The following is a 21,609-nucleotide window of genomic DNA, read 5'->3' as shown; positions in this document are numbered from 1 at the left end:
GTTCGAGACACCTTCATGATTGCTCACTATTCCGCCTGTTTCGCAGTTTCGAAGACGTCGGCAGGCGCCGTGGGCTGCGACCATGGTTGCCGACCAGTGCTGTCTCCACGTCGCCGCGCCGCGGCTCGGCCTGGAACCAGGATTCTCGCGTCAGGAGTGACGAATGACCGACAACGGCTCCCGGGCAGCGGCAGGCCGGCTGTCCGTGGCAGTGCTCGGCGCCGGCCTCATCGGCATCGACCTGATGACCAAGATCGCCCGCTCGGACCACCTCGACCTGGGGCTCGTCGTCGGCCGGGACCAAGCCACTTCAGGACTGCGGCAGGCGCACCGGTTCGGGGTGCCGGTCGCGACAGGGGGTGTCCAGTCCCTTGTGGACTCCGAACGACCGTTCGACGTGGTGTTCGACGCCACCAGCGCGTCCTCCCACGCCGAGCACGTCGAGAAGCTCGCACCCTTGGGCACCATGCTCATCGACCTGACGCCCAGCCGGAGCGGGCAGATGATCTTCCCGACCGTCAATCGGGCGGATATCTCCGCACACCGTGACCTCAGCATGGTGAGCTGCGGCGGGCAGGCGGCAGTGCCGATCCTGCACGCGATCTCGCAGATCCATGAGATCGACTACATCGAGGTGGTGACGACTGCCGCCACCCTCAGCATCGGCCGCGGGACGCGCATGAACCTCGACGAGTACGTGGACACCACGCAGGAGGCGGTCCGCTGCTTCACCGGGGTCGCCGACGTCAAGGCGATCCTCAACATCAGCCCCGCGCGACCACCCGCGACCTTCCGGGTCGCCATGTCCCTGCTGGGCAAGGACCTCACGACCGACTCGCTGCGCTCGGTCGTGACGGCAGCCGCGGCCGAGGTCCGCTCCTTCGCCAGGGGTTTCGAAGTGAAGGCGTGCACCGCGAACGACGGCAAGGGCTTCGTCGCCGTGGAGGTCACGTCGTCCGGAGACCGCGTCCCGAGTTATGCCGGGAATCTCGACATCATCAACTCCGCCGCGCTCCTGGCCGCGGAGACCTACGCGGCGGACCGGCTCTCGATGGCAGGTGGGTGAACTCATGACCGAGACAACCAGCCGGGACGTCGCCGGGGACAAGCCGATCCAGATTCACGATCCGACTCTGCGGGACGGCCACCACGCCGTCCGGCACAGCCTCGGCGCGGATCAGCTGCGCGCTTACGCGCTGGCCGCGGACGCCGCCGGTGTTCCGGTGGTCGAGGTCGGCCACGGCAACGGGCTGGGCGCCTCCTCCCTCCAGGTCGGCCGGGCCAGGCTCAGCGACGACGAGATGCTGTCGCTCACCAGGCAGGCGCTGACGAACAGCAAGCTCGCGGTCTTCATGTTGCCCGGCTGGGGCACGATCGACGACCTCAAGAACGCCATCGCGCATGACGTCGACCTGGTGCGTATCGGCACTCACTGCACCGAGTCCAGTCTGGCCGAACGGTACCTCGGTTTCCTGCGTGAGCAGGGGGTCGAGGCGCACGCGGTGCTCCTGATGAGCCACATGGCCACTCCCGGCAAACTCGCCGAGCACTGCGCGCGCCTGGTCGAGTTCGGAGCCACCGGCGTGGGCATCATGGATTCCGCGGGCCACTACCTGCCTACCGACGTCACCGAGCGCATCACGGCCATGTGCGGTGCGGTCGACGTGCCGGTGATGTTCCACGGGCACAACAACCTCGGCATGGCCGTGGCGAACTCGGTCGCGGCGGCCGAGGCTGGAGCGTCTATTTTGGACGCTTGCGCCCGCGGGTTCGGTGCGGGGGCGGGCAACACCCAGCTCGAGGCGCTGGTGCCGGTGCTCGAACGCGTGGGCTACCGCACCGGTATCGACCTGTACCGCCTGCTGGACGCGGCGGACGTCGCCGAACGGGACCTGATGCCCGCACCGCCCAAAGTCGACTCCATCTCCATCGTCAGCGGCCTGGCCGGCGTGTTCTCGGGGTTCAAGACCCGGGTGCTCGACGTCTCCGCCCGCGAGGGCGTCGACCCGCGCGATGTCTTCTTCGAGCTCGGCCGCCGCCAGGCGGTCGCCGGCCAGGAGGACCTCATCGTGGACGTCGCGCTGGCCCTGCGGGGCGCCGGGACCGGGGACCGGTCGTGACGGGTGGTGCGACCGGGCCCGCGGACCGCGCGGTCGTCTGCGGTCTCGGGTACTGGCTGCCGGAGCGGGTGGTCACCAACGCGCAGCTGGCCGAGCGGCTCGACGCGTCGGAAGAGTGGATCGTGGGACGCACCGGGATCTCCCGCCGCCGCTGGGTCGAGCCGGGTGAGGCCACGTCCGACCTCGCGGTCGGGGCGGGCCGGGCCGCGCTCAAGTCGGCGGGCGGCGGGCCGGTCGATGCCGTCGTGCTGGCGACCACGACCCCGGACTACCGTTGCCCGGCCACCGCGCCCGACGTGGCCGCGCGCCTCGGCCTGAACGGCGTCGCCGCCTTCGACGTCTCCGCCGTGTGCACGGGGTTCGTCTACGGCCTGGCGACGGCGGCGGGCTTCATCGCGGCGGGGCTGGCCGACCGCGTCCTGCTGATCGCCGCCGAGGCGTTCTCCACCCTGCTCGACCCGGACGACCGGACGACCCAGCCGATCTTCGGCGACGGGGCGGGCGCCGTGGTCCTGCGGCGTGGCCGGGCCGACGAGCCGGGAGCCATCGGACCGCTGGTGCTGGGCAGTGACGGCGCTCGCGCCGAGCTGATCACGGTGAAGGCAGGCGGCTCACGGATTCCGTTCCGGACGGCGGTACCGGACGACGGGTCGCAGTACTTCCAGATGCGGGGACGCGAGGTGTTCCGGCAGTCGGTCGAGCGGATGAGCGCCGCGGCAACCGAGGCCCTCGACGGGGCGGGCTGGCGGCTGAGCGACGTCGACCGCATGATCACCCACCAGGCGAACGCGCGCGTCAGCGCCGCGCTGGCCACCCGGCTCGGCCTGCGCCGGGACGCGGCACCGCAGAACATCGCCGACGTCGGCAACACCGCCGCCGCCTCGATTCCGGTCCTGCTCGCCCAGGCGGCACTGGACGGGACCCTCGAACCCGGCCACCGGGTGCTGCTCGCCGCCTTCGGTGGCGGCCTCACCTGGGGCGCCACCACATTGACCTGGCCCGGACTCGAAGTCCACGACACATAGGCAGCCAGCCAACGGACACCGGAGGACGCAATGTTCGAGCTACTGAAGTCAGTCATGAGCGAGGTCCTGCTGCTGGACGTCGACGGAGTGCGTCCGGACGCACTCCGCGAGGACGCGGGCCTGGACTCCCTCGCCGTCGTCGAGCTGTCCATGGTGCTCAGCCAGCACCACGGCATCGAGGTCACCGACGACGAGCTGTTCGAACTCGACACGGTGGCGGAGATCGTCGCGCTCATGGAGCAACGGAAGCGGACCGCCGCCTGACGTCCCGTCGCCGCTGCCTGGTCACGCCCGCAGGTAGGAGGCGCCGTTCAGGTCGAGGATGGTGCCGCTGGCCCACTCGGCCTGAGCGGAGGCCAGGTAGAACACGCCCGCGGCGATCTCGTCCGGCTCGGCGACCCGGCCGAACGGGCTCTGCGCCCGGATCTCGTCACCGCCCGGCGGCGCGAGCCAGTCCGTGGTCATGTCCGTGGCCACGAACCCGGGTGCCACGGCGGAGACCGCGATCCGGTACGGCGCGAGCGCGATCGCCAGCGACTGGGTCAGTGCGTTCAGGCCCGCCTTGCTGGCCCCGTAGGCCGGCACGTCCGGCTCGCCGCGGAACGCACCCCGCGACGAGACATTGACGATCCGCCCGCCGTGCTCCTTCATGTGCCGCACCGCGCACCAGGTCACGTTGGCCGCTCCGACGAGGTTGACTCCCAGCGTCGACCGCCAGTGCTCCTGCCAGGCGGCGTAGCTCACCTCTGTGATCGGGTGCGCGACGAAGATGCCTGCGTTGTTCACCAGGACGTCCAGACTGCCGAGCTGCCCGGCGGCCGAGTCCACCGCCGCCAGCACGGCCGCACTGTCCAGCAGATCGGCCTCAACGACGGTGTGCCCGCTGCCGTCGAGCCCGGCCACCAGGTCCTCCGCGGCACCGCCCCGCACCTTGTCCAGAATCGCCACCCGGTCACCGGCCGCCGCGAACCGCCTCGCCACAGCCCACCCGATACCCCTGGCCGCGCCGGTCACGAGAACCGCGCGCCCACCGGCCGGCTCACTGGTGTTCTCGACCATGGGTCAGACCCCTCTCACCAATCTGCTGACAGCTTCGGCAATGACGTCGTCCGGCAGGGAGAAGCAGGCGCGGACGTACGGCCGATCCGGTGCGGTCAGGTGGAACGCCTCTCCTGGCACCGTCCCGACGAGACTGCTCGCCAGCAGGAGCTCGGCCGCTTCCACCCCGGTCGGCACGCCCATCCGCGAGCAATCGACGTACAGGTAGTAGGAACCCTCCGGTTCGTTGGGCGACAACCCGGCGGCGGCGAAGCCTTCCGCCAGGGTCCGGCGCTTCCGGTCGTACATCGCGCGGAGGTCACGGTAGTAGTCCTCACCCAGATTCAGCGCCCGCGCGCCGAGCTCCTGCAGCGGAGCGGGTGCGCAGACCACGAGTGCGTCGGCCGCGATCCTGATCGCGCTGATCAGTGGTTCCGGGCCGTAGGCGTAACCGAGCCGCCACCCGGGAACGCTGAACGATTTCCCCAGTGACCCCAGGGTCACCGTTCGCTCCTTGAGGTTTCCGACCGTCGCCGCGGCGAGATGCGGAGCCGGTCCGAAGTAGATGTCCTCGTACACTTCGTCGGAGATGACGAGCAGATCGTGTTCTTCCGCCACGGCCGAGACGATCTCGAGCTCCGCCGCGGTGAGCCGGTGCCCGCTCGGGTTGTTCGGCGAGCAGAGGATCATCGCACGCGTCCGGCCGCCGACGGCGGCCCGCAACGGTTCCTCGGTGATCGCGAAATCCGGCCCGGCCAGCCGTACCGGCTCGGGGCGCAGGTCCAGCATCCTGAGCGAGGGCAGGTAGTTGCCGTAGAAGGGTTCGAACAGGATGATGCCGTCTCCCGGGTCGAGCAGCGCCGTGAGCGTCGCCATGAGAGCTCCCGTCGCGCCGACCGTGGCCAGGACTTGAGTCGCGGGCTCGACGCTGAGCCCGGTGCGCCTCTTCACCTTGTCGGAGACGGCTTCGCGAAAGACCGCGAGGCCCTCGGGCCGACTGTACGAGTGACCGACGTGCTGGAAATCTCGTGCGCCCTCCGCCAGCAGCGAAGCGGGCGGCGGCACCAGGCTGAGCCCTTGCGCGAGGTTGAGGGCACCGAGTTCCTGACAGCGCACCGTCATGGCCCCGAGTGCGGACTGCTCTAGGCCACGTAACCTGTTGGCGACCTTCACCGTGGTCAGCCTCCGGTGCTCAGCCGAGTCAGCAGCTGGTCGAGCTCCGCGACTGTGGGCGCGTCGAAGAGTTCGTTCATCGATATCTCCACGCCGACCGCCGGGCCGACCCGGCTCGCGATCAGCATGGCGTCGATCGACTCACCTCCCATGCGGAAGAAGTCGTCGTCGACGCCGCACCGAGGCCGGGCGAGCACTTCGGCGAAGATCGTGCACAGGACCTCTTGGCGCGGGGTCTCGGGTGATCGGTAGGGCAGCAGGCCGCGCAGATCAGGTGCGGGGAGCGCCTGCGGCTCCGGCGTTCCCGTGAAGTCCACCGGGATGGCGTCGACGACCGTGATGGCGGCAGGCGCCGCGCTGCCTGGCAACGTCGCTCTGACGTACTTGTGCAGCGCCGCCAGGTCGAAACCGGGGCTGCCGGGTACGACGTAGGCCACCAGGACCTGGCCCACGGGTTCCTGAACGTGTGTCAGGACCGCGACTTCCGCGAGTTCGGGGTAAGCGCCCAGCACCTCTCGCACATCCTGGATCGCAGTCACTGCCATCAGCCGCTCACCTTCCATTCGAGCTCCGGGACTCCCCTGGACACCTTCGCAGCCTCGGCGTGCCGGCAGGTCCTCCACGTTGCTCGGATCCGGGCCCGACCCGGCAATCGAAGAGGTGCCAACGGAGACATCCCTTTCAGGGAGAACGGCGGCACTACCGGATGGCCGGGACCACGCAATGCAGAAGACGTACCGCATTCGGCGTAGCGCGAGGATGACTGCGGGCCGGAACTCGCGTACACCCGGCCGATTTCGGATCAGCCACGATCGCACCGATTGGGGGCGGCATGCAGTCGACGATCCACACGAGCGGCTGGCCGGCACCCGCTGGCCGGAGGAACTGCCTCCACCCCGAGGGCGCCGCATCGACGACCTCCGTTCTTTCGCCCGTTCTCCCCCGTCCCCGAAAGGCGAGCTGATGGAAAGCCGTTGCCCGGTCCTGGATCCCACGGGACGCGACATCCACGGAGAGGCCGCCCGCCTGCGAGCTCTGGGCCCGGCGACCCAGGTCGAACTGCCCGGTGGTGTCCTGGCGTGGTCGGTCACCCGTGCGGACGTGATCAAGCAGCTGCTGACCGACCCGAGGGTCACCAAGAGTGCCCGCGACCACTGGCCGAAGTTCATCAACGGCGAGATCCCGCCCGACTGGGAGATGATCAGCTGGGTGGCGATGGACAACATGGCCACCGCCTACGGCGAGAACCACCTCCGGCTGCGCCGCCTGGTCGGAAAGGCCTTCACCCCCAGGCGAACCGAGGCGAGCCGCCCGAAGGTCGAGGCGCTGACCAACAAGCTGCTCGACGGGCTCGCCGCCGTCGGCCCGGACGAGGTGGTCGATCTGCGCGAGCGGTTCGCCTTCCCGCTGCCGGGGATGCTGGTCGCCGAGCTGATCGGAATGGACGAGCAGGCACGCGCGGCCACCGCCAAGGTGATCCACATGATGGTGGACACCACCGTCACCCCCGAGCAGGCACAGTCCATCTTCACCGGCTGGCGTTCCTCCATCGCCGAGTTGATCGCGGCCAAGCGCGCCAACCCCGCCGAGGACATCACCAGCGACCTGATCGCCGCCCGCGAGGAGGACGGCTCGCGGCTGTCCGAGCAGGAGCTCGCCGACACGATCTTCGTGATCCTCGGCGCCGGTTCGGAGACCACGATGAACTTCTTCGACAACGCCATCACCGCCCTGCTCACCCACCCCGAGCAGCTGGAGCTCGTCAAGTCCGGTGCGGCCACCTGGAACGACGTCATCGAGGAGACCCTGCGCGTCGAGTGTCCGCTCGCCTCGGCCCCGATGCGCTACGCGGCGGAGGACATCGACCTCGGCGAGGGCGTCACGATCCCCCAGGGCGACCCGATCCTGGTCAACTTCGCCGCCATCGGCCGTGACCCGTCGCTGCACGGCGAATCGGCCGGCGAGTTCGACATCACCCGCGCCGACAAGGAGCACCTCTCGTTCGGCCACGGCCCGCACTTCTGCCTCGGTGCCGGCTTCGCCCGTATGGTGGCCACCATCGGCCTGTCCACCCTCTTCGACCGGTACCCCGACCTGACTCTGGCCGTCGACCGCACCGAGCTCGAGCCCCTCTCCACCTTCATCATGAACGGCCACCGCGCCCTCCCCGTGCGCCTGCGGGCCGTCGCGTCCCGGTAGTCCGCCGCGTGCGGGAAGGCGGCTTCTGCCGGCGATAGCCGGCAGAAGCCGCCTTCCGGGCTGACGCCCTGAGCGGAGCAGCCTCGCGCAGGGCAGGAGGCGCTACTCGATCTCACTCGCCACCGGCGCCCGCCGTGGCGTCGGCTCGGCCTTCCGGCATCGTCGCGGGCACAGGCTGGCCAAGGGAGATCATGTTTCCCTCGCTGTCCCGGAAGAACGCTCCACGCTCGCCGGCCCCCTTACTCGGATAGTTGCTGTCGATGTCGACAATGCCGTTCACCGTGCGAAACCCAGGATGGTCGTACTCCTCGAACACCACCCCTCGACCGCGCAACTCGGCCACCTCGGCCGCGATGTCGGAGACCTGGAACGCCATCTGGGTAAACGCTCCGTCGGCTGCTCCTTGGGACATGAACAGGCAGAACACGGTAGGACCACAGCGGTACCGAAGCCCACCGGGCCGTTCCTCGACCGGTTCCAGGCCGAGTTTCTCGGCATACCACTGTCGCGCCCGATCGAGGTCACGTGCTGGAAGCCGGGTCTCCGTCCACGCATCGGTCAGTGCCACTCGAGCTTCTCCTCACGCCAGTGTGTGCTGCGGCCAGGGTGACAAGCATGACAGTGTCCGGTGCCGTGACGACACCGGACGGGATCGTGGTGGGTGATCGCGTCACGAGGCCGCGAACTGGCCGGGCCGCCGGCCAGGTCCCGCCGAGCCCCGGTAAGCCTGTGCGATCTCCAACCAGTGCTCAGCCTCGGAACCCACCGCGGTCACCTTGAGATCGGCGTGGTGCCGGCGGCGGGTGACCAGCAGGCAGAAGCCCTCGGCCGGGCCGGTGACGCGCTGCTCCGACCCGAGCGGGTCGAAGGTCCACACCGCACCCGAAGGACCGGTGATCTCGAACCGGAATCCGGTGGCAGGTGGCGTGAGCCCCCTGGCGTGGTAGCCGAAATCCCACACCCCGCACCGCAAAGTCCACGACGTGGTGCAGCCGATCGGTGTGCCGGCGGCGTACGCCCAGCGCGTCGGCGATGTCCTGGCCGTGCCCGAACAACTCCATCATCCCCGCACGCGCCAGCACGACCATCGGTATGGGGCGCACGAGCCACGGCACCACGGTGCCCGGTGACAGCACCGACAACGCCTCGATCGCGGCCTCCCTTTCGGCCCGCCAACGGGACAACAGGACGTCCGCCGGTTCATGCGAGCAGTCCGCCACCGAAGCGTTGATCGCCGTTCCGACCGAACCGTCCATCCGGGACTGCGTTGTGGTGAAGGTGTCCGGTTCGGCCGCGGCCATCCTGGCGAGGCCGAACACGAAGGCCAGGTGTGCCACCTGGTGCCGGATCGTCCACCCCCACCGCCGGGGTCGGCAGGGCCCATTCCGAATCCGGTGGTTCCGACACCAGGCGGTCGACTTCCGCCGCGTCCGCGTAAAAAGCCTCGACCACGCCCGCGGTCATGATCACACCTGCTTCCTGGCCGTGATGGTGCCGTCGTCCTTGCCGGATTCCGGGGAGTTCTCGGGGAGAACCGTCGCGACCAGCCGACGACCGGCCGACCGTGCCGCGGTGAACGACGCCCACGACGTGAGTTCGACCAACGCCGTGGGAGACAGCGATGCCGCCGCCACATCGGCCGGCTGGACCCGGTAGGAGGCCAACGCGGTGAGCAGCGCCAGGCGGCCGACCGGTCGTAACGGCGACGCAAGCGTCGACAACGGACTGTTCAACCACTCCGCGTCCAGGCCGGGGGCGCGTTCCCGCATGCGGCTCGTCTCCGCCCGCACCAACCGCCTGACCTCCGCCGGGACGCTGCGCTCGCCCGCGGCCTCGAATGCCGCGTACGCCCTGGCGAGTGCGTCGGCCAGCTCCGGCTGCCCTTCCGCCCAGTCCAGTTCGGCCGGTACCGGACCGGCGGGGAGCAGATCCCTTGCCGTCGCGGCAGCGGGGTCCGGCCGCCTGCGCACCGTCCTCGCGAGCACACCCCTGGCCACCCGCTTGGCCGAGGGCGGCAAGGCGGACGGGAAGGGCGAGGGCTCGCAGAAGACGTTCACCATCCGGTTGAGGTAGTGAAACGCCACTGCCGTCGCGATGAACTCGGCCGCCTGCGCCACCGGGAACTCCGCCGGTCCTTGTTCGGCGGCCCACCGGCCGAGCGCGGTCACCTCCGGGGCGAAGCCCGCCGCCCCCGCCAAGTCGGTCGCCGTGGTGGTGTGCACCTCCACGCAGTAGGGGCAGGTATTGGCCGAGGAAACGGCCGCCGCCACGGTCTCGCGGTCCAACCTGCTCGCCTGCCGATCCACGAGCAGGGCCTCCCGTAACAGCACCCAGACCGCCGGCAGCACCGCGGGCGCCGGGCTGTGCAGGCTCACCGGCGGTGCCAACATCCCGAAGTCGGCCTCGAGCTGCCGATAGACCTCGGCCACCTGACCGGTGGCTTCACCGAAGCGCACCGGCCGCACGTACCGCACCTTGTGCTGGGCCCGCCGCAACGCCAGCCGCACCGGGGTGGCCATCACGCCCCCACGACGGTCAGCGGGACCGCCGTCGCGGCCGTCCGGGGCGGCTCGATACCGGCAGAACGCTTGTTCCCCGGGATGATCGTGTCGGCGAACGCCGCCAACCTCATGATCTGCTCGTCATCCGAAAGTGACACCACACGCTCCTCGGTCAGATCGTGGAAACCGTCATCGGCGGTCCGCCGCCGGGCCGCAACGACAACATCGGCTCCGGCACGACCAGATGACCATCCACTATGGACAGTATGCGTTCCTGGCCGCCATGGCCGGCACGAAGACGACCGCGGTCGGATCACCTCGGGCGACCGCGCGGACCAGCCGGGGAGCCTGCACACCCAGACTCCGATTCCGCAACGGCGCGAGCGAGAGAGCTACGGGCACATCGCTGGGGCTCAGTTCCCTGAACCGGACCTCCGCTCGCGTGGTCTGGCCAGGACGCACCACCACGGGACTCGCGGACCTGCCGCTGAGCAACCACTGCCGGGGCCCGTTGACCTGTCCGGCCACCGCCCACACATGCCATCGCCCAGCAGGCACACCGGCAATCGTGATCCAGCCACGTCCCGCCATCTCCCCGTAGCGGTAGGCCACTGGCGCGCACTGTGGAATGCGCTGCGGGTAGATCCCGGCCAGAACCTGCACCGGACCAACCGCCGGTGGCAACTCGGCCGCGACCACCACGGTTCCACCACAGTGAACGGCCGGGGAGGCAAGTTCCACGCCTGCGTCACGCAATGTTCCCGATGACGGCAGGCGTAACAGGTCCGGCGCCATGGACACCAGGAGCGCCCGCACGTCCGGATCACGGTACTGGGTCGGAGTCAGCCCGACCGTGCTGGTGAACCTCGTGGTGAACGTGCCGGTGCTGCTGTAACCGACGCTGCACACGATATCCGCGACCCGCAACGACGTGGTCAGCAGCAGACGCTTCGCTTCGAACATCCGAACCGCCGCCAGGTACCGACCTGGCGTGACACCGGTGGCTTTGCCGAAGATTCGGCAAAAGTGATACCGACTGACGAAGACCGACGAGGCCAGCTCGTCGAGCGTCATAGGCTCGGCGTACCTCGACTTGATGGCGAGTATGGCTTCCCGCACTGCCGAATGCATGGTTCCTCCAGTGATGAGATTTCCGCGCCGTCAATCGACACACGCAATCGACGGCAGCCGAGAATCATCTGATCAGCGCACCCGCCGGGATGGTGCTCGATGCCGTCATGGCGACGACGTCGACGATCGCCACTGGCTGGCCAGAGGAACCAGAAACGCCTCTCGAAGAACTTCGACACGGTCCAGCGCGAGACCGTCTCGTGAATGACGCCCGTGGCGTGCGCGTGCTGAACCGCTGTGGAGATGATGAAACGACCGGAGAAGATCGGGTAGTTCCCCTGGGCGGGTGGCCATCAACACCTTGTCCGGCAAGTCGATATTCACCTAGATGGGCCCAGTGACAGTTTGCAAGGCCTCGCCTACCCGCGCATCCTCCACGTTGCGGTGCGCATACATCCGCTTTCATCATCCCGAGTGGACGGTGACGCGCATTACATTCGGCACATACGCCCGGGCGCGGTGACCACGACCCGGCATGGAGCCCCAGTCACCCTGCGCCCGCCGCGGAACTCCGCCTCCATCACGGTCGCCCTACCGAGCCTGCTCCTCGACCAGCGCCAGCAAGCGATCCAGGCCAACCTCGATCTGCTCGGGTGTGACCGCACTGATCGACAGGCGCAACTGGTTGGTGCCGCCGCCTCCGGCGTAGAAGTGCGACATCGGTGTCCACAGCAGACGGTGTTCGCGGGCCGAATGCTCCAACATCGCGTCGTCGGCGATGAAGGGGACCGTGACAACGACAAAGAAACCGCCGCGAGGGAAGTTCCAGCGCACCCCGCGCGAGTGGCGCTCCGGGAATCGTTTCCGCAGCCCCTGGAGCAACAAGCGCATGTTCCGCCGGTAGACCGCGATCTCGGCGCGGTTGGCGGCCTCCAGGCTGCACCCGTGCTCCAAGAGCTTTCCACCAGCCATGGCCTGGGCCAGTGGTGAAGTGTTGACGGTCAGCATGCTCTTGACCTTCGACAGCTCATCGGCGAGCAGACGGACTCCGGCGCCCGCGGAGACCAACTGGTCGGCCACCGCGTACCCGACGCGCGCTCCGGGAAAGCAGGTCTTGGCCAGCGAACCAAAATAGACGACACGGCGGTCGGTGTCCAGTGCCTTGAGAGTAGGCACCCTGGGACTGTCTTCGACGTGAAACAGACTGTATGGATTGTCTTCCAGAATGAGGAAGTCGTGTTCGGCCGCCAGGTCCAATAGCGTCCTGCGGGTGTCCGGATCCAGGCTCATGCCCGAGGGATTGGCGAAGTCGGGTACCAGGTACAAGGCCCTAGGCTGTTTTCCCGCCGCGCGGACCGCCATGACCTGCGCTACCAGATGATCCAGATCGATCCCGTTCTCGGTCTCCTGGACCGGCCATACCTCTCGGTCCAGCAGCCGCGCGGCGCCGGTCAGTCCCACGTAGCTCGGCGACACGGCGAGCACGACGTCGTCGCTGGTGGCGCACAAGACCCGCAAGGCCAGGAACATCGCTTCCTGGCAGCCGGTTGTCACGACGATCGACTCCGGGTCGACCTCGATACCCTCATCCAGGGACAGATTCCGGGCCAGCAGCTCGTGAATGATCCCCTTCGTCCGGCCGTATTGCAGCAGGGTACGCCGCACCTGCCGGTCGTCAGCGCCCTTCTCGACTGACAGATACCGCTGAAATACGGCGAGGTAGCGGGGTAACGCGTCCAGGTCGAAGAATTCCTCCCATGGCCGTCCGGCCGCAAAGGACACGGCGTCCGGGAAACGATGCGCGACCTCGTTGAGAAAATTCATCGTGTCCAGGCCGGGATCGCGCAGGGAAGCGTGCAAGTCCTCCAGCCGCAGGCCAACCCCGGCAACGATGGGTGCGTTCACGCGATCACGCCTCTCCTCGATATCCGGTCAGGCATCGGCGCTGTTCGCAACTCGGCGATTTCGTGCACATCCTGACACCCGCTCAATACCATCGCGTCCTCGAACTCGCTGCGCAGCAGCGTCAGCGAATGGAGGAGGCCCTCGGTGCCCGCGACCGAAAGGCCGTGAAGCGCGGGACGACCCAGCAACACGCCGTGTGCCCCGCTGGCAAGCGCCCGCAACACGTCCAACCCGGACCGGACGCCGCTGTCGAAGAACACTTCGCAGCCGTCGCCGACAGCCGCACGAACAGCGGGTAGCGCGTCGATGGCCGGAAGCGCCCCGTCCAGCTGCCTGCCCCCGTGGTTGGAGACCACCAAGGCGTCCACTCCGGATTCGCGGGCCTGAAGCGCGTCACGCGGGTCCAGCAAGCCTTTGAGCACGATCGGCAACGAGGTTCTGGCCCGGAGCCACTCAATGTGCGACCAGTTCAGTGCCGGGTCGAACGCCTCACGGGTGTGGTCTGCCACGGCCGAACCGTCACCCGTGTGGCGCTGCGCGGTTTCAGCCTGGTTCACCGGAAAGTGAGCCGCGCGGACGTCATGGGGCAGAGCAAAGCCGTTACGCAGGTCCCGTAACCTCCGCCCCATCCTGGGCACATCCACGGTGAGTACGACGGCACGGCAGCCGGCGGCCTCCGCGCGAGCCAGAAGTTCCGCGGTCAGGCCTCGATCGCGTAACCAGTAGAGCTGAAACCAGAGATCGGCCGCGGAACTCGCGACGGTCTCCACCGCGATGCTGCTCAACATCGGCACGATGAACGGAACCCCTGCGAGCTTGGCGGCGCGAGCGGCAGCCAACTCCCCGTCCGGATGCAGCAGGCGCTGGTAGGCCATCGGTGCGATCGCCACCGGCAGTTCGGCTCTTGTGCCCAGTAGCGTGCACGCCGGAGCAGGCGTCGAGACACCGCGTAGCACCCGGGGCACCACCGCCAACGAGTCGAGCGCGGATCGGTTCGCGTCGACGCTGAGTTCGCGGCCGCTTCCTCCTTCGACGAAATCCCAGACGAGCGCCGGTGTCACAGCCTTTGCCGCGCATGCCATGCCTGCCAAGTCGAACACCGCTGGCGCTATCATCTGCCCGATACCTCATTGAGTCGCTGCTGCCTGATCGCCAGGCGGCTTGATGGTGCTGTTTCGAAGGTTTCAGCCACGCCTGTGCGTCTTCCGCGGTTTCCGGCGGACCGGCTCAGGAGAGGGTGGCGGTGTCGATGACGAAGCGGTAGCGGACATCGGAGGCCACGACGCGGTCGAAGGCGGTGTTGATGGCGTCGGGGGTGATGACCTCGATGTCGGCGGTGATGTCGTTGGCGGCGCAGAAGTCGAGCATCTCCTGGGTTTCGGCGATGCCGCCGAACAGTGAGCCCGTCAGGGTCTTGCGGCCCATGATGAGGGAGAAGGCGTGCAGTGCGAGGGGTTCGGCGGGGATGCCCACGTTGACAAGGGTGCCGCCGGGCGCCAGCAGGGACAGCAGGGTGGCGAGATCGAAGGGAGCACTGAGGGTGCTGATCATGAGGTCGAACTGGCCGGCGAGGCCCGCGAGCGCGTCGGGGTCGCCGGTCGCGTGGTAGTGGGTGGCGCCGAGACGCATGCCGTCCTCGCGCTTCTTCAGGGTCTGGGACAGCACGGTGACCTCGGCGCCCATCGTGGCGGCGAGCTTGACGCCGATGTGGCCGAGGCCGCCCAGTCCGATCACGGCGACCTTCTTGCCGGGACCGGCGCCGTAGCGGCGCAGTGGGGAGTACATGGTGATACCGGCGCACAGCAGCGGTGCGGTCCCCGCCGGGTCGAGGCCGTCGGGGATGCGGAGCACGAAGTTCTGGTCCACCACGATCTTCCCGGCGTAGCCGCCCTGGGTGATGGTGCCGTCGGTGTCGGTGTCGCCGTAGGTGCCGACCCTGGCCGCGCAGTCCTGCTCCTGGCCCGACCGGCAGCTCGCGCACGTCCCACAGGACCCGACCATGCAGCCGACCCCGACCCGGTCTCCGAGTGCGAACCGGGTCACCTCCGCTCCGACCGCGGCGACGGTTCCGACGATCTCGTGGCCGGGCACCAACGGGTAGGACCGTGGCCCCCACTCCCCGCGCACGGTGTGAATGTCGGTATGGCAGATCCCGCAGTAGGACACGTCGATCAGCACGTCCCGCGGACCGACGTCGCGTCGGGTGATCGACGCCGCCCCGAGCGGGGCGCCCTCAGCCGGTGCGGCAAACGCATCAGTGGTGAACAAGGCTCAGCACTCCTCACGAGATCGGAAACCAGCGCACCACCGAGCCAACCACCCCGGCCCCGGCGCCCGCGTATCTCAAGTTGCCCAACCACGCAGGTCCCCTGAGTACGGCTGGTTCGGAACGATGACCGTGCGAATGCTGGTGGCGGACAGTGGGCATCGGCGTGAACCACGACTGCGGCACCTCGGAAACCTCAGCGCGACACGGCACGCGGCACGTCGGGCTGGTCCTCTGGCCTGAACGGACGCGGCCAAGCTCACCGCGAAACCTTCTTCACACCAGGAAGGCTCCGGGACGGACGGGCAGGGTGTGTTCAGCTGACCGTCAGCCGGTTGCGCTCGACCGCCTCGTACAGTGCCCGGATGTTGGCGCTGCCGAAGCCGTGCGAGCCCTCGCGCTGGATGAACTCGTAGAAAAGCGTGTTCCGCTCGTGCGGCGAGCGGGTGAAGATTTGCAGCAGATAGCCCCACTCGTCTCGATCGGCGAGTACTGAAGAAGCCCTCAGGTCCCCGATCTCCGCGCTCAGGTCAGGCAGGCGCTCGGTGAGCTTGTCGTAGTACGCGGGCGGGACACTGAGGAACTCCACGCCGCGGTCCTTGACTTCCCCTACCGCGGAGATGATGTTGTCGACGGCGAACGCCAGATGCTGTACGCCGGGTCCGCCGTTCCTGGCCAGGAACTCGTTGAGTTGCCCTGGTTTCCTGGCCGGATCCGGTGCGACGAGGGTGAAGGTGATACCGCCGGATGGGCTGCGGACCACGATCGAGTCCATGGCCTGATCGCCGACCGCGACGTACTCGGACGAGTAGCGGGCGAGCCCGAAGGCGGCCAGATAGGAGTCGGCGTGATCGACCAGGGTGCCGCCTTCGAGGCAGATCGCGACATGGTCGAGTAAGCGGATCCGCCCGTTCGGGCTGGCTGACGCTGTCGGCGCGACCTCCCATGGGCGGCCAGGCGGCAGTCTCAAATTGTCACCGGCCGGCATCGGCAACAGGGTGTGCGAGACGCCGCCGAATCCCGTTACGGACGGGTGGCCGGCGTCGGTCGTGTGCACTCGGGCGCCGGCCAGCGCGGCGGCGTCGGCTACCGCAGCGACATTGTCACAGTTCAGCGCGACATCAGCGATTCCGTCACCGTGTTCGTCCAGGAACAGGGCGCTGCCCGGTCCGGACGTGACGATCAACTGGACCTTGCCCTGGCGCAACAGAACGGAGTTCGTCGCGGCACGAGCCGCCGTCGCCACCCGGGTGAAACCCAGCGAATTGATGTAATAGTCGAGAACTGCGGACTGATCTGTCGCGTACAACTCGATGTATTCGATCTCTTGTGCGGCCATGCTGACAGCTTTGCAACGATCGGCCATTGCGGCAACTTTCTGATTGCGGCCGCCGCGAACAATACCCAGCCCGCAGAGACGAGACGATCCGACGCACGGTGCGGGTCATTTCCGTGTCACGCTCTCGTTCCGGCGGTGGCAGACCGGTTCAGTAGCTGCTGATTTGGGCGAGTACCGCCGTGGCCAGCTCCGGCGTCACGGCATCAGGCCGCTCCGCCGGGGGTGGCGGTGTGATCCGGCACCGCCCCGGAGCGGCCCCGGGCAACACGAAGCCGGGTTCGTCGGTCAGCACCGACACCGCGACCGCGGCGGAGGGCGCTTTCGCCGGCTGGTCGTTGCGGCACGCCAGCAGGAAGGCGAGCCAGGTCCGGTACGACACCCGCAGCTCGGCGAACGCCGGGGGGACCGCTCCGAGTCCGAGCCGTGTCGCCAGCTCGGTCAGGTCCCCGGTCATCAGCCGCTCCATCTCCGCGATGCAGGACCACGGATCGCCGTCCAGGTCAGGGCACGGCCGGCTGCCCCCGCCCAGTTTTCCCTGAAACTCGGCGAACCGCTCCGCGACGTGTTCCGTGCCTGGCCAGGTCGGTTGCACCAGAACAGCGGTGACTTCCCGATCGCTGCTCAGGAGTTCGGCGATTCGCAGGGACAGACCTGCGGCGCTACAGTGGCTCACGACGAACACCCGCCGGTCGGTTCCCGCCGAGGAACCGCCTGCGCGAAAGCTGGCCGCGGTCTCCTCGGCCAGGTCCGGCAGGGTGGCGTAGAGCCGGTCGCCGGACAACGCACCGCGCGGATCCACCTGGTAGACCGGGTGACCAGTGGCGGCGGCGTTGATCAGCCTGCTGAGCCGCGGCGCCGTGGTGAGCGGCTGGAAGTCGGCAACCAGGATCGCCGCTCCGTCCCCGGAGCCGAGCTGGCTGCACAGTGGTCTGGTACCCACGAGGGCCTGCATCGATGCTGCCTTCCCTCGGACGCTCAGCCCCGCAACAGCAGCGGGACTTCCGCGTACCCGTTGAAGATGAACGTCGCGGCGGGCTTTAGCTCGGCGGCCGGAACGGCCAGCCTGAGGTCGGGAAACCGCTCGAACAGGGCCGGCAGCGCGACCATCGCCTCCATAGTGGCCAGCGCTGGGCCGAGGCAGCGGTGCCTGCCGTATCCGAAGCTGAGGTTGCTCTTGTCCGCGCGGGTGATGTCGAACTCGTCGGCGGTGTCGCCGTACCTCGCGGGATCACGGCCGGCCGCCGCGTAGTTGATGAGCACCAAGTCGCCCTTGGCGATAGTCACCCCGCCGATCTCGATGTCGTCGAGCGCGCAGCGGAACGGCATCGAGCCGACGGCGCCGTCCTTGCGGATCTCCTCGTCCCACGCCGCTTCCCAGCTCGCTTCCCCGGAGAGGATCGCGGCGAGCTGGTCGGGGTGCGTGAGCAGGTCGACGACCGTGTGGCACAGGACGTTGGCCGTGGTTTCCGTGCCACCACCGATGAGCAGGTGCACTGAGCCGACGACTTCGGCGTCGGTGAGCGGCGCCTGGTCGTCCTCGGATGCCTTGATGATGACGGTGGTGAGGTCGTCGCCGGGTTCCCGGCGCTTGGCCTCCACCATCCGGACGAGCGCGGAGTCCCACTGGTGGAGGATGGCCTCGGATTCCTCGGCGGTGTTGGTCGTCTTCGCGTTCACCGCGGCGACGCGCAACAGGGCCGCTTGGTCCTCTTCCGGGATGCCCAGCAGGTCGCAGACGAGAATGGTCGACAGCGGGTAGAAGTACCTGCCCTTGATGTCCACCACCTCGCCGGCGGGCACCGTCGCCAGGTCGTCGAGGAGCCGGTGCACGATGCCCTCGATGATCGGCCGGGACTTGGCCACCTGGCGGCTGGTGAACGCCTGGGCGACGAGCTTGCGCAGGCGGTCGTGCTCCGCTCCGTCCCTGGTCTGCATGTTGTCCATGGCCACCCAGGTGTAGAGCTCCCAGTCCTGCGGCACCTTGCCTTCACGGAACGCGGGCCAGTTGTCCTTGGTGTTCTTCGCGATCCGGGGGTCGACGAGCAGCTGCTTCGCCTCCTCGTAACCGGTCACGGCCCAGGCGGTGTATCCGCCGTGCACTTCCACACGAGTGACCGGGCCGCGGGCACGCAGGTTCTTGTTCTCCCCGTGGAGGTCACTGCCGCTGCGGTCCAGTACGTACGGGCACATGTCCATTTCTCACTCCGCATTGCCGGCGATACCGGAAAGGTAAAAGTTTGGTTCCGTGCCATCGGCCACCTTGGACGGTTCGGCAGGCAGGAAGCCCCTTCATCATCCGTGCCGGCCGTGCCGGCGACGTCTTGCATGCTGCTTCGAGTCGCCCGGTCGCCATGGACGGCTCAGCCAGGGATCTCCGACCCGGTGGCGGCCAGCGTTGCCAGCTCGATGAGCCGGACGCCGACGTCGATGACGGGCAGGTCGCAGCACGCGGTGATCAGCGGCAGGACGGTGGTGAAGTGCGTGCAGGCGAGGACGACGGCGTCCAGTTCGAGGCGCTGCGCCAGGCGCAGGGTCGTCGGCAGGTGCGAGTCGGTGAAGGCCGCTTCCGGGTCACCGGCCTCGATCCCGCGAACCAGCGCAGGATCCGACACCCCGAGCATCCGATGGCCGGGGCTGACCTGCCATGCGGTCCGTTCGACACCGACGAGGGCCTGCGCGTTCCCGGTGATCACCAACGACGAGCGCAGCTCCGGCAACACTTCCCGGTAGACGGTGACGGGCGAGATCACCGGCAGCGCCGAGCTGTCGTGGTCCACCACGGCGGACATCGAATTGCAGAACAGCATCGCCAGTTCGGTCCCCCGAGTGCGCAGCTCACGGAGACGAGCGTGGAACGCCGCCGCCAACGCGCGGGAATCCTGGTACTGCAATGAATCCTGCTCGTCCGGCGAATCCGCCATGGCGTGCGGAACCGCCGCCAGTCCCTTGGCCCGCAGCAACTCAACGCCGAGGCCGGTGTCGTAGGGCGTGCCGGCGATCACCGCCACCGCGGGCGCCCCAACGTCCAACGTCATCGCGTCTCCGTCTCCGTCACCGCAAGGTCACGCGCGAGCCGGCCCTCAACGTCCATGCTGGATCGGTCCTGACCGGGTGTCCGGGGTCAGTGGGTGCCCGGTTTCGGCAGTTGGTGCTTGGCCGGGGTGTTCTGGTAGGAGGCCAGGTGCCAGGAGCCGTCCCGTTTCACGACGGTCCAGGAGGCCCTGATCGACTGGGCGTCCGAGACCTCGGTCTCGCCGGGGCCGAGGACGCCGCCCTGGGTGATGAGGACGCCGGAGTCGGGGGTGAAGAAGCGGATCTCCAGCGGCCGCCCGGTGACCTGGGTGCCCTTGTAGTTGCCCGCGAACGACTCCACCAGGAACGCGCGGATCTCGTCACGGCCCTTCTTGTAGACGCCGGGCAGGATCATGGTGCCGTCTTCGGTGAAGACGCCTGCGAACGCGTCGGCGTCGTGGTAGGCCCACGCGGCGATGACCTTCTGGGTCAGCGCCGCGATCGCGGCCTGGTCGGCGGCGGTGCCGGTTTCGGTCGTGGCCATGAAAGCCCCCTTAGATGTAGAGCGTGTTGGGCTCGAGGCCGCAGAGCACACGGCCGTACAACTCGTTGTTGGTGTTCGGGTGCATCAGCGCGTGGAGGTTGACCGCGGCGACGTCGCGGGCGATCCGCTGGATCGGAACACCGTGGTAGATCGAGGAACCGCCGGAGGCCGCGGCCAGGATGTCGATGGACTCCTTGGCCAGACGGACCACCGCGCCGAGGTCGGCCCGTGCGATCACGCGCTCTTCCAGCTTCCACGAGCTGCCGTCCACAGCCTTCGTGTCAACCAAAGTGGACAGTCGGTGCGCGTGGAACCGGGCTTCGTCCAACTTCAGCGCCGACTCGGCCACCTGGTGGTGCGTGAGCGGGGCCTCGCGTTGCGATTCGTAAGCGGTGTAAGTGATCTTGCGGTCCTGCAGCCGCTTGAGGAAGTTTTCCTGAGCCCCCTTGGCCATGCCCAGCAGCGTGCCGACCGACGACGCCGAGGCGACCGGCAGCAGCGGCGCCCGGTAGATCGAGCCGGCCGCACCGCCCTGCCCCTCCAGCACCGCGGGCAGCGGGAGCACGCGTTCGGCCGGGATGAAGACGTCCTGGGCCACCGTCGACACGCTGCCGGTCCCGCGCAGGCCACCGGTGTGCCAGTCGTCCACGATCAGCAGGTCCGACATCGGAACCAGCGCGATGATCGGGTACGGCTCGCCCTCGGGCGGGACGAGGATCGCGATGATCTCCTGCCACTGCGCGTGCAACGCCCCGCTGATGAAGCCCCACTTGCCGTTCACCACGACGCCGCCGTCGACCGGCGCGGCCATCGCGGACGGGCTGAGCGTGCCGCACACACGGACGTCCGGAGTCGAGAACACCTCGTCCTGCACCGCTTCCGGGAAGTGGCAGGCCATCCAGGTGGGGATCCAGTACACCGAAGCCACCCAGGAGGCCGAGCCGTCGGCGCAGCCGAGCTCGGTGGCGACGTCGACGAGCGTGCGGGTGTCGGCTTCGAAACCGCCGTAACGCCTCGGGCGGCGCAACTTGAACACACCGGCTTCGGCGAGCGCCTCGACGGACTCGTCGTGCATCCGCCGGTTGTGCTCGGACCAGCTCGCGTGCTTCCTCAGGACGGGAGCCAGTTCAGCCGCGCGGCGAACCAGTTCCTCCCGCGTCGGAACATCGGTGCTCGACACCTTGACCTCCTACATCGTCGACGGTCACAGCTTCGCAGCGGGACAACGGAACCGCTTCTTCCCCTTTGCCGGTGGTCACGCCACAGCACACTCGAAGATGCGACGGCGTTCCGGCGGTCCCCGGCAACACTGGGACGACAGCGGACAGGGCAGCATTTGGTCGAGTTGGTGTCGCATCACGCCGGTCCGCGTGGTCTGTCGTTCTTGGACGGTCGCTGGCGTTCATGTGGGCGCAC

22 protein-coding genes and 1 pseudogene are annotated in these 21,609 nt (G+C 68.3%); 5 read left to right on the top strand and 18 right to left on the bottom strand.

What is annotated here, in order from left to right:
- Nucleotides 1-163 precede the first annotated feature (163 nt).
- From ALI22I_RS14845 to ALI22I_RS14830, 4 genes are read left to right on the top strand one after another with little or no spacing between them, the layout of a single operon-like run.
- A complete protein-coding gene (locus ALI22I_RS14845) occupies nt 164-1,066 on the top strand; it encodes an acetaldehyde dehydrogenase (acetylating) (protein ID WP_077006075.1) in 903 nt (300 codons plus the stop codon).
- 4 nt (nt 1,067-1,070) lie between these two features.
- Nucleotides 1,071-2,120, top strand: coding sequence for a 4-hydroxy-2-oxovalerate aldolase (gene dmpG, locus ALI22I_RS14840; protein WP_077006136.1), 1,050 nt, complete (start codon nt 1,071-1,073; stop codon nt 2,118-2,120).
- On the top strand, nt 2,117-3,145 hold the full coding sequence (locus tag ALI22I_RS14835) for a beta-ketoacyl-ACP synthase III (protein ID WP_077006074.1): 1,029 nt from the start codon (nt 2,117-2,119) through the stop codon (nt 3,143-3,145). Before dmpG ends, ALI22I_RS14835 begins: the two co-directional genes overlap by 4 nt.
- A gap of 30 nt (nt 3,146-3,175) precedes the next feature.
- Nucleotides 3,176-3,409 carry an acyl carrier protein gene (locus ALI22I_RS14830; RefSeq protein ID WP_077006073.1) on the top strand — a complete coding sequence of 78 codons (234 nt, stop codon included), beginning with the start codon at nt 3,176-3,178 and terminating at the stop codon, nt 3,407-3,409.
- Between the two features lie 21 nt (nt 3,410-3,430).
- Here ALI22I_RS14830 and ALI22I_RS14825 read toward each other — a convergent pair whose 3' ends face one another.
- Genes ALI22I_RS14825 through ALI22I_RS50830 form a run of 3 tightly spaced genes read right to left on the bottom strand, consistent with a single transcriptional unit; the run spans nt 3,431 to nt 5,901 of the window.
- A complete protein-coding gene (locus ALI22I_RS14825; RefSeq protein ID WP_077006072.1) occupies nt 3,431-4,204 on the bottom strand; it encodes an SDR family NAD(P)-dependent oxidoreductase in 774 nt (257 codons plus the stop codon).
- 3 nt (nt 4,205-4,207) lie between these two features.
- Nucleotides 4,208-5,356: a pyridoxal phosphate-dependent aminotransferase gene (locus ALI22I_RS14820; protein WP_143532208.1), complete on the bottom strand. Its 1,149-nt coding sequence runs from the start codon at nt 5,354-5,356 to the stop codon at nt 4,208-4,210.
- Between the two features lie 5 nt (nt 5,357-5,361).
- Nucleotides 5,362-5,901, bottom strand: a complete 540-nt coding sequence (locus ALI22I_RS50830; RefSeq protein WP_179118236.1) for a phosphopantetheine-binding protein — start codon at nt 5,899-5,901, stop codon at nt 5,362-5,364.
- Between the two features lie 418 nt (nt 5,902-6,319).
- On the opposite strand from ALI22I_RS50830, the gene ALI22I_RS14810 reads away from it, so the two are divergent.
- Nucleotides 6,320-7,555, top strand: coding sequence for a cytochrome P450 family protein (locus ALI22I_RS14810; protein WP_077006069.1), 1,236 nt, complete (start codon nt 6,320-6,322; stop codon nt 7,553-7,555).
- 112 nt (nt 7,556-7,667) lie between these two features.
- Here ALI22I_RS14810 and ALI22I_RS14805 read toward each other — a convergent pair whose 3' ends face one another.
- The 15 genes and pseudogenes from ALI22I_RS14805 to ALI22I_RS14745 form a co-directional block, all read right to left on the bottom strand.
- Nucleotides 7,668-8,123 carry a VOC family protein gene (locus ALI22I_RS14805; RefSeq protein WP_202970973.1) on the bottom strand — a complete coding sequence of 152 codons (456 nt, stop codon included), beginning with the start codon at nt 8,121-8,123 and terminating at the stop codon, nt 7,668-7,670.
- A gap of 102 nt (nt 8,124-8,225) precedes the next feature.
- On the bottom strand, nt 8,226-8,516 hold the full coding sequence (locus tag ALI22I_RS55110; protein ID WP_338013491.1) for a hypothetical protein: 291 nt from the start codon (nt 8,514-8,516) through the stop codon (nt 8,226-8,228).
- Nucleotides 8,517-8,535: 19 nt separating this feature from the next.
- A pseudogene (locus ALI22I_RS55105) lies at nt 8,536-8,856 on the bottom strand (maleylpyruvate isomerase N-terminal domain-containing protein); the annotation flags it as partial.
- Between the two features lie 165 nt (nt 8,857-9,021).
- On the bottom strand, nt 9,022-10,074 hold the full coding sequence (locus ALI22I_RS14795) for a carboxymuconolactone decarboxylase family protein (protein WP_077006134.1): 1,053 nt from the start codon (nt 10,072-10,074) through the stop codon (nt 9,022-9,024).
- Complete coding sequence (locus ALI22I_RS50825; protein ID WP_179118235.1) at nt 10,074-10,214, bottom strand: hypothetical protein; 141 nt, start codon at nt 10,212-10,214, stop codon at nt 10,074-10,076. The genes ALI22I_RS14795 and ALI22I_RS50825 overlap by 1 nt, the downstream gene beginning before the upstream one ends.
- A 97-nt stretch (nt 10,215-10,311) precedes the next feature.
- A complete protein-coding gene (locus tag ALI22I_RS14790; protein ID WP_238598367.1) occupies nt 10,312-11,130 on the bottom strand; it encodes a helix-turn-helix transcriptional regulator in 819 nt (272 codons plus the stop codon).
- 588 nt (nt 11,131-11,718) lie between these two features.
- Entirely contained in the window at nt 11,719-13,032 is a 1,314-nt protein-coding gene (locus ALI22I_RS14785; RefSeq protein WP_238598366.1) for an aminotransferase-like domain-containing protein, read from the bottom strand.
- Nucleotides 13,029-14,132: an alpha-hydroxy acid oxidase gene (locus ALI22I_RS14780; RefSeq protein ID WP_238598365.1), complete on the bottom strand. Its 1,104-nt coding sequence runs from the start codon at nt 14,130-14,132 to the stop codon at nt 13,029-13,031. Before ALI22I_RS14780 ends, ALI22I_RS14785 begins: the two co-directional genes overlap by 4 nt.
- A 127-nt stretch (nt 14,133-14,259) precedes the next feature.
- A complete protein-coding gene (locus tag ALI22I_RS14775; protein WP_077006065.1) occupies nt 14,260-15,300 on the bottom strand; it encodes an NAD(P)-dependent alcohol dehydrogenase in 1,041 nt (346 codons plus the stop codon).
- 314 nt (nt 15,301-15,614) lie between these two features.
- The gene (gene hppD / locus ALI22I_RS14770; RefSeq protein WP_083751728.1) at nt 15,615-16,637 is read right to left on the bottom strand and encodes a 4-hydroxyphenylpyruvate dioxygenase; all 1,023 of its coding nucleotides are present in this window, start codon (nt 16,635-16,637) and stop codon (nt 15,615-15,617) included.
- A 148-nt stretch (nt 16,638-16,785) separates the two neighbouring features.
- Nucleotides 16,786-17,577, bottom strand: a complete 792-nt coding sequence (locus ALI22I_RS14765) for a hypothetical protein (RefSeq protein WP_077006063.1) — start codon at nt 17,575-17,577, stop codon at nt 16,786-16,788.
- A 35-nt stretch (nt 17,578-17,612) separates the two neighbouring features.
- Nucleotides 17,613-18,833 (bottom strand): cytochrome P450 family protein, encoded by a 1,221-nt coding sequence (locus tag ALI22I_RS14760; RefSeq protein ID WP_077006062.1) that lies wholly within the window; start codon nt 18,831-18,833, stop codon nt 17,613-17,615.
- Nucleotides 18,834-18,997: 164 nt separating this feature from the next.
- Nucleotides 18,998-19,672, bottom strand: coding sequence for an aspartate/glutamate racemase family protein (locus ALI22I_RS14755; protein ID WP_077006061.1), 675 nt, complete (start codon nt 19,670-19,672; stop codon nt 18,998-19,000).
- Between the two features lie 86 nt (nt 19,673-19,758).
- On the bottom strand, nt 19,759-20,193 hold the full coding sequence (locus tag ALI22I_RS14750; RefSeq protein ID WP_077006060.1) for an SgcJ/EcaC family oxidoreductase: 435 nt from the start codon (nt 20,191-20,193) through the stop codon (nt 19,759-19,761).
- Between the two features lie 10 nt (nt 20,194-20,203).
- On the bottom strand, nt 20,204-21,373 hold the full coding sequence (locus ALI22I_RS14745; protein ID WP_077006059.1) for an acyl-CoA dehydrogenase family protein: 1,170 nt from the start codon (nt 21,371-21,373) through the stop codon (nt 20,204-20,206).
- Between the last annotated feature and the right edge of the window lie 236 nt (nt 21,374-21,609).

Origin of the sequence: Saccharothrix sp. ALI-22-I (assembly GCF_001984175.1) — a bacterium.
Classification (GTDB): Bacteria; Actinomycetota; Actinomycetes; order Mycobacteriales; family Pseudonocardiaceae; genus Actinosynnema.
This window is presented reverse-complemented; position numbering and strand designations above follow the sequence as displayed.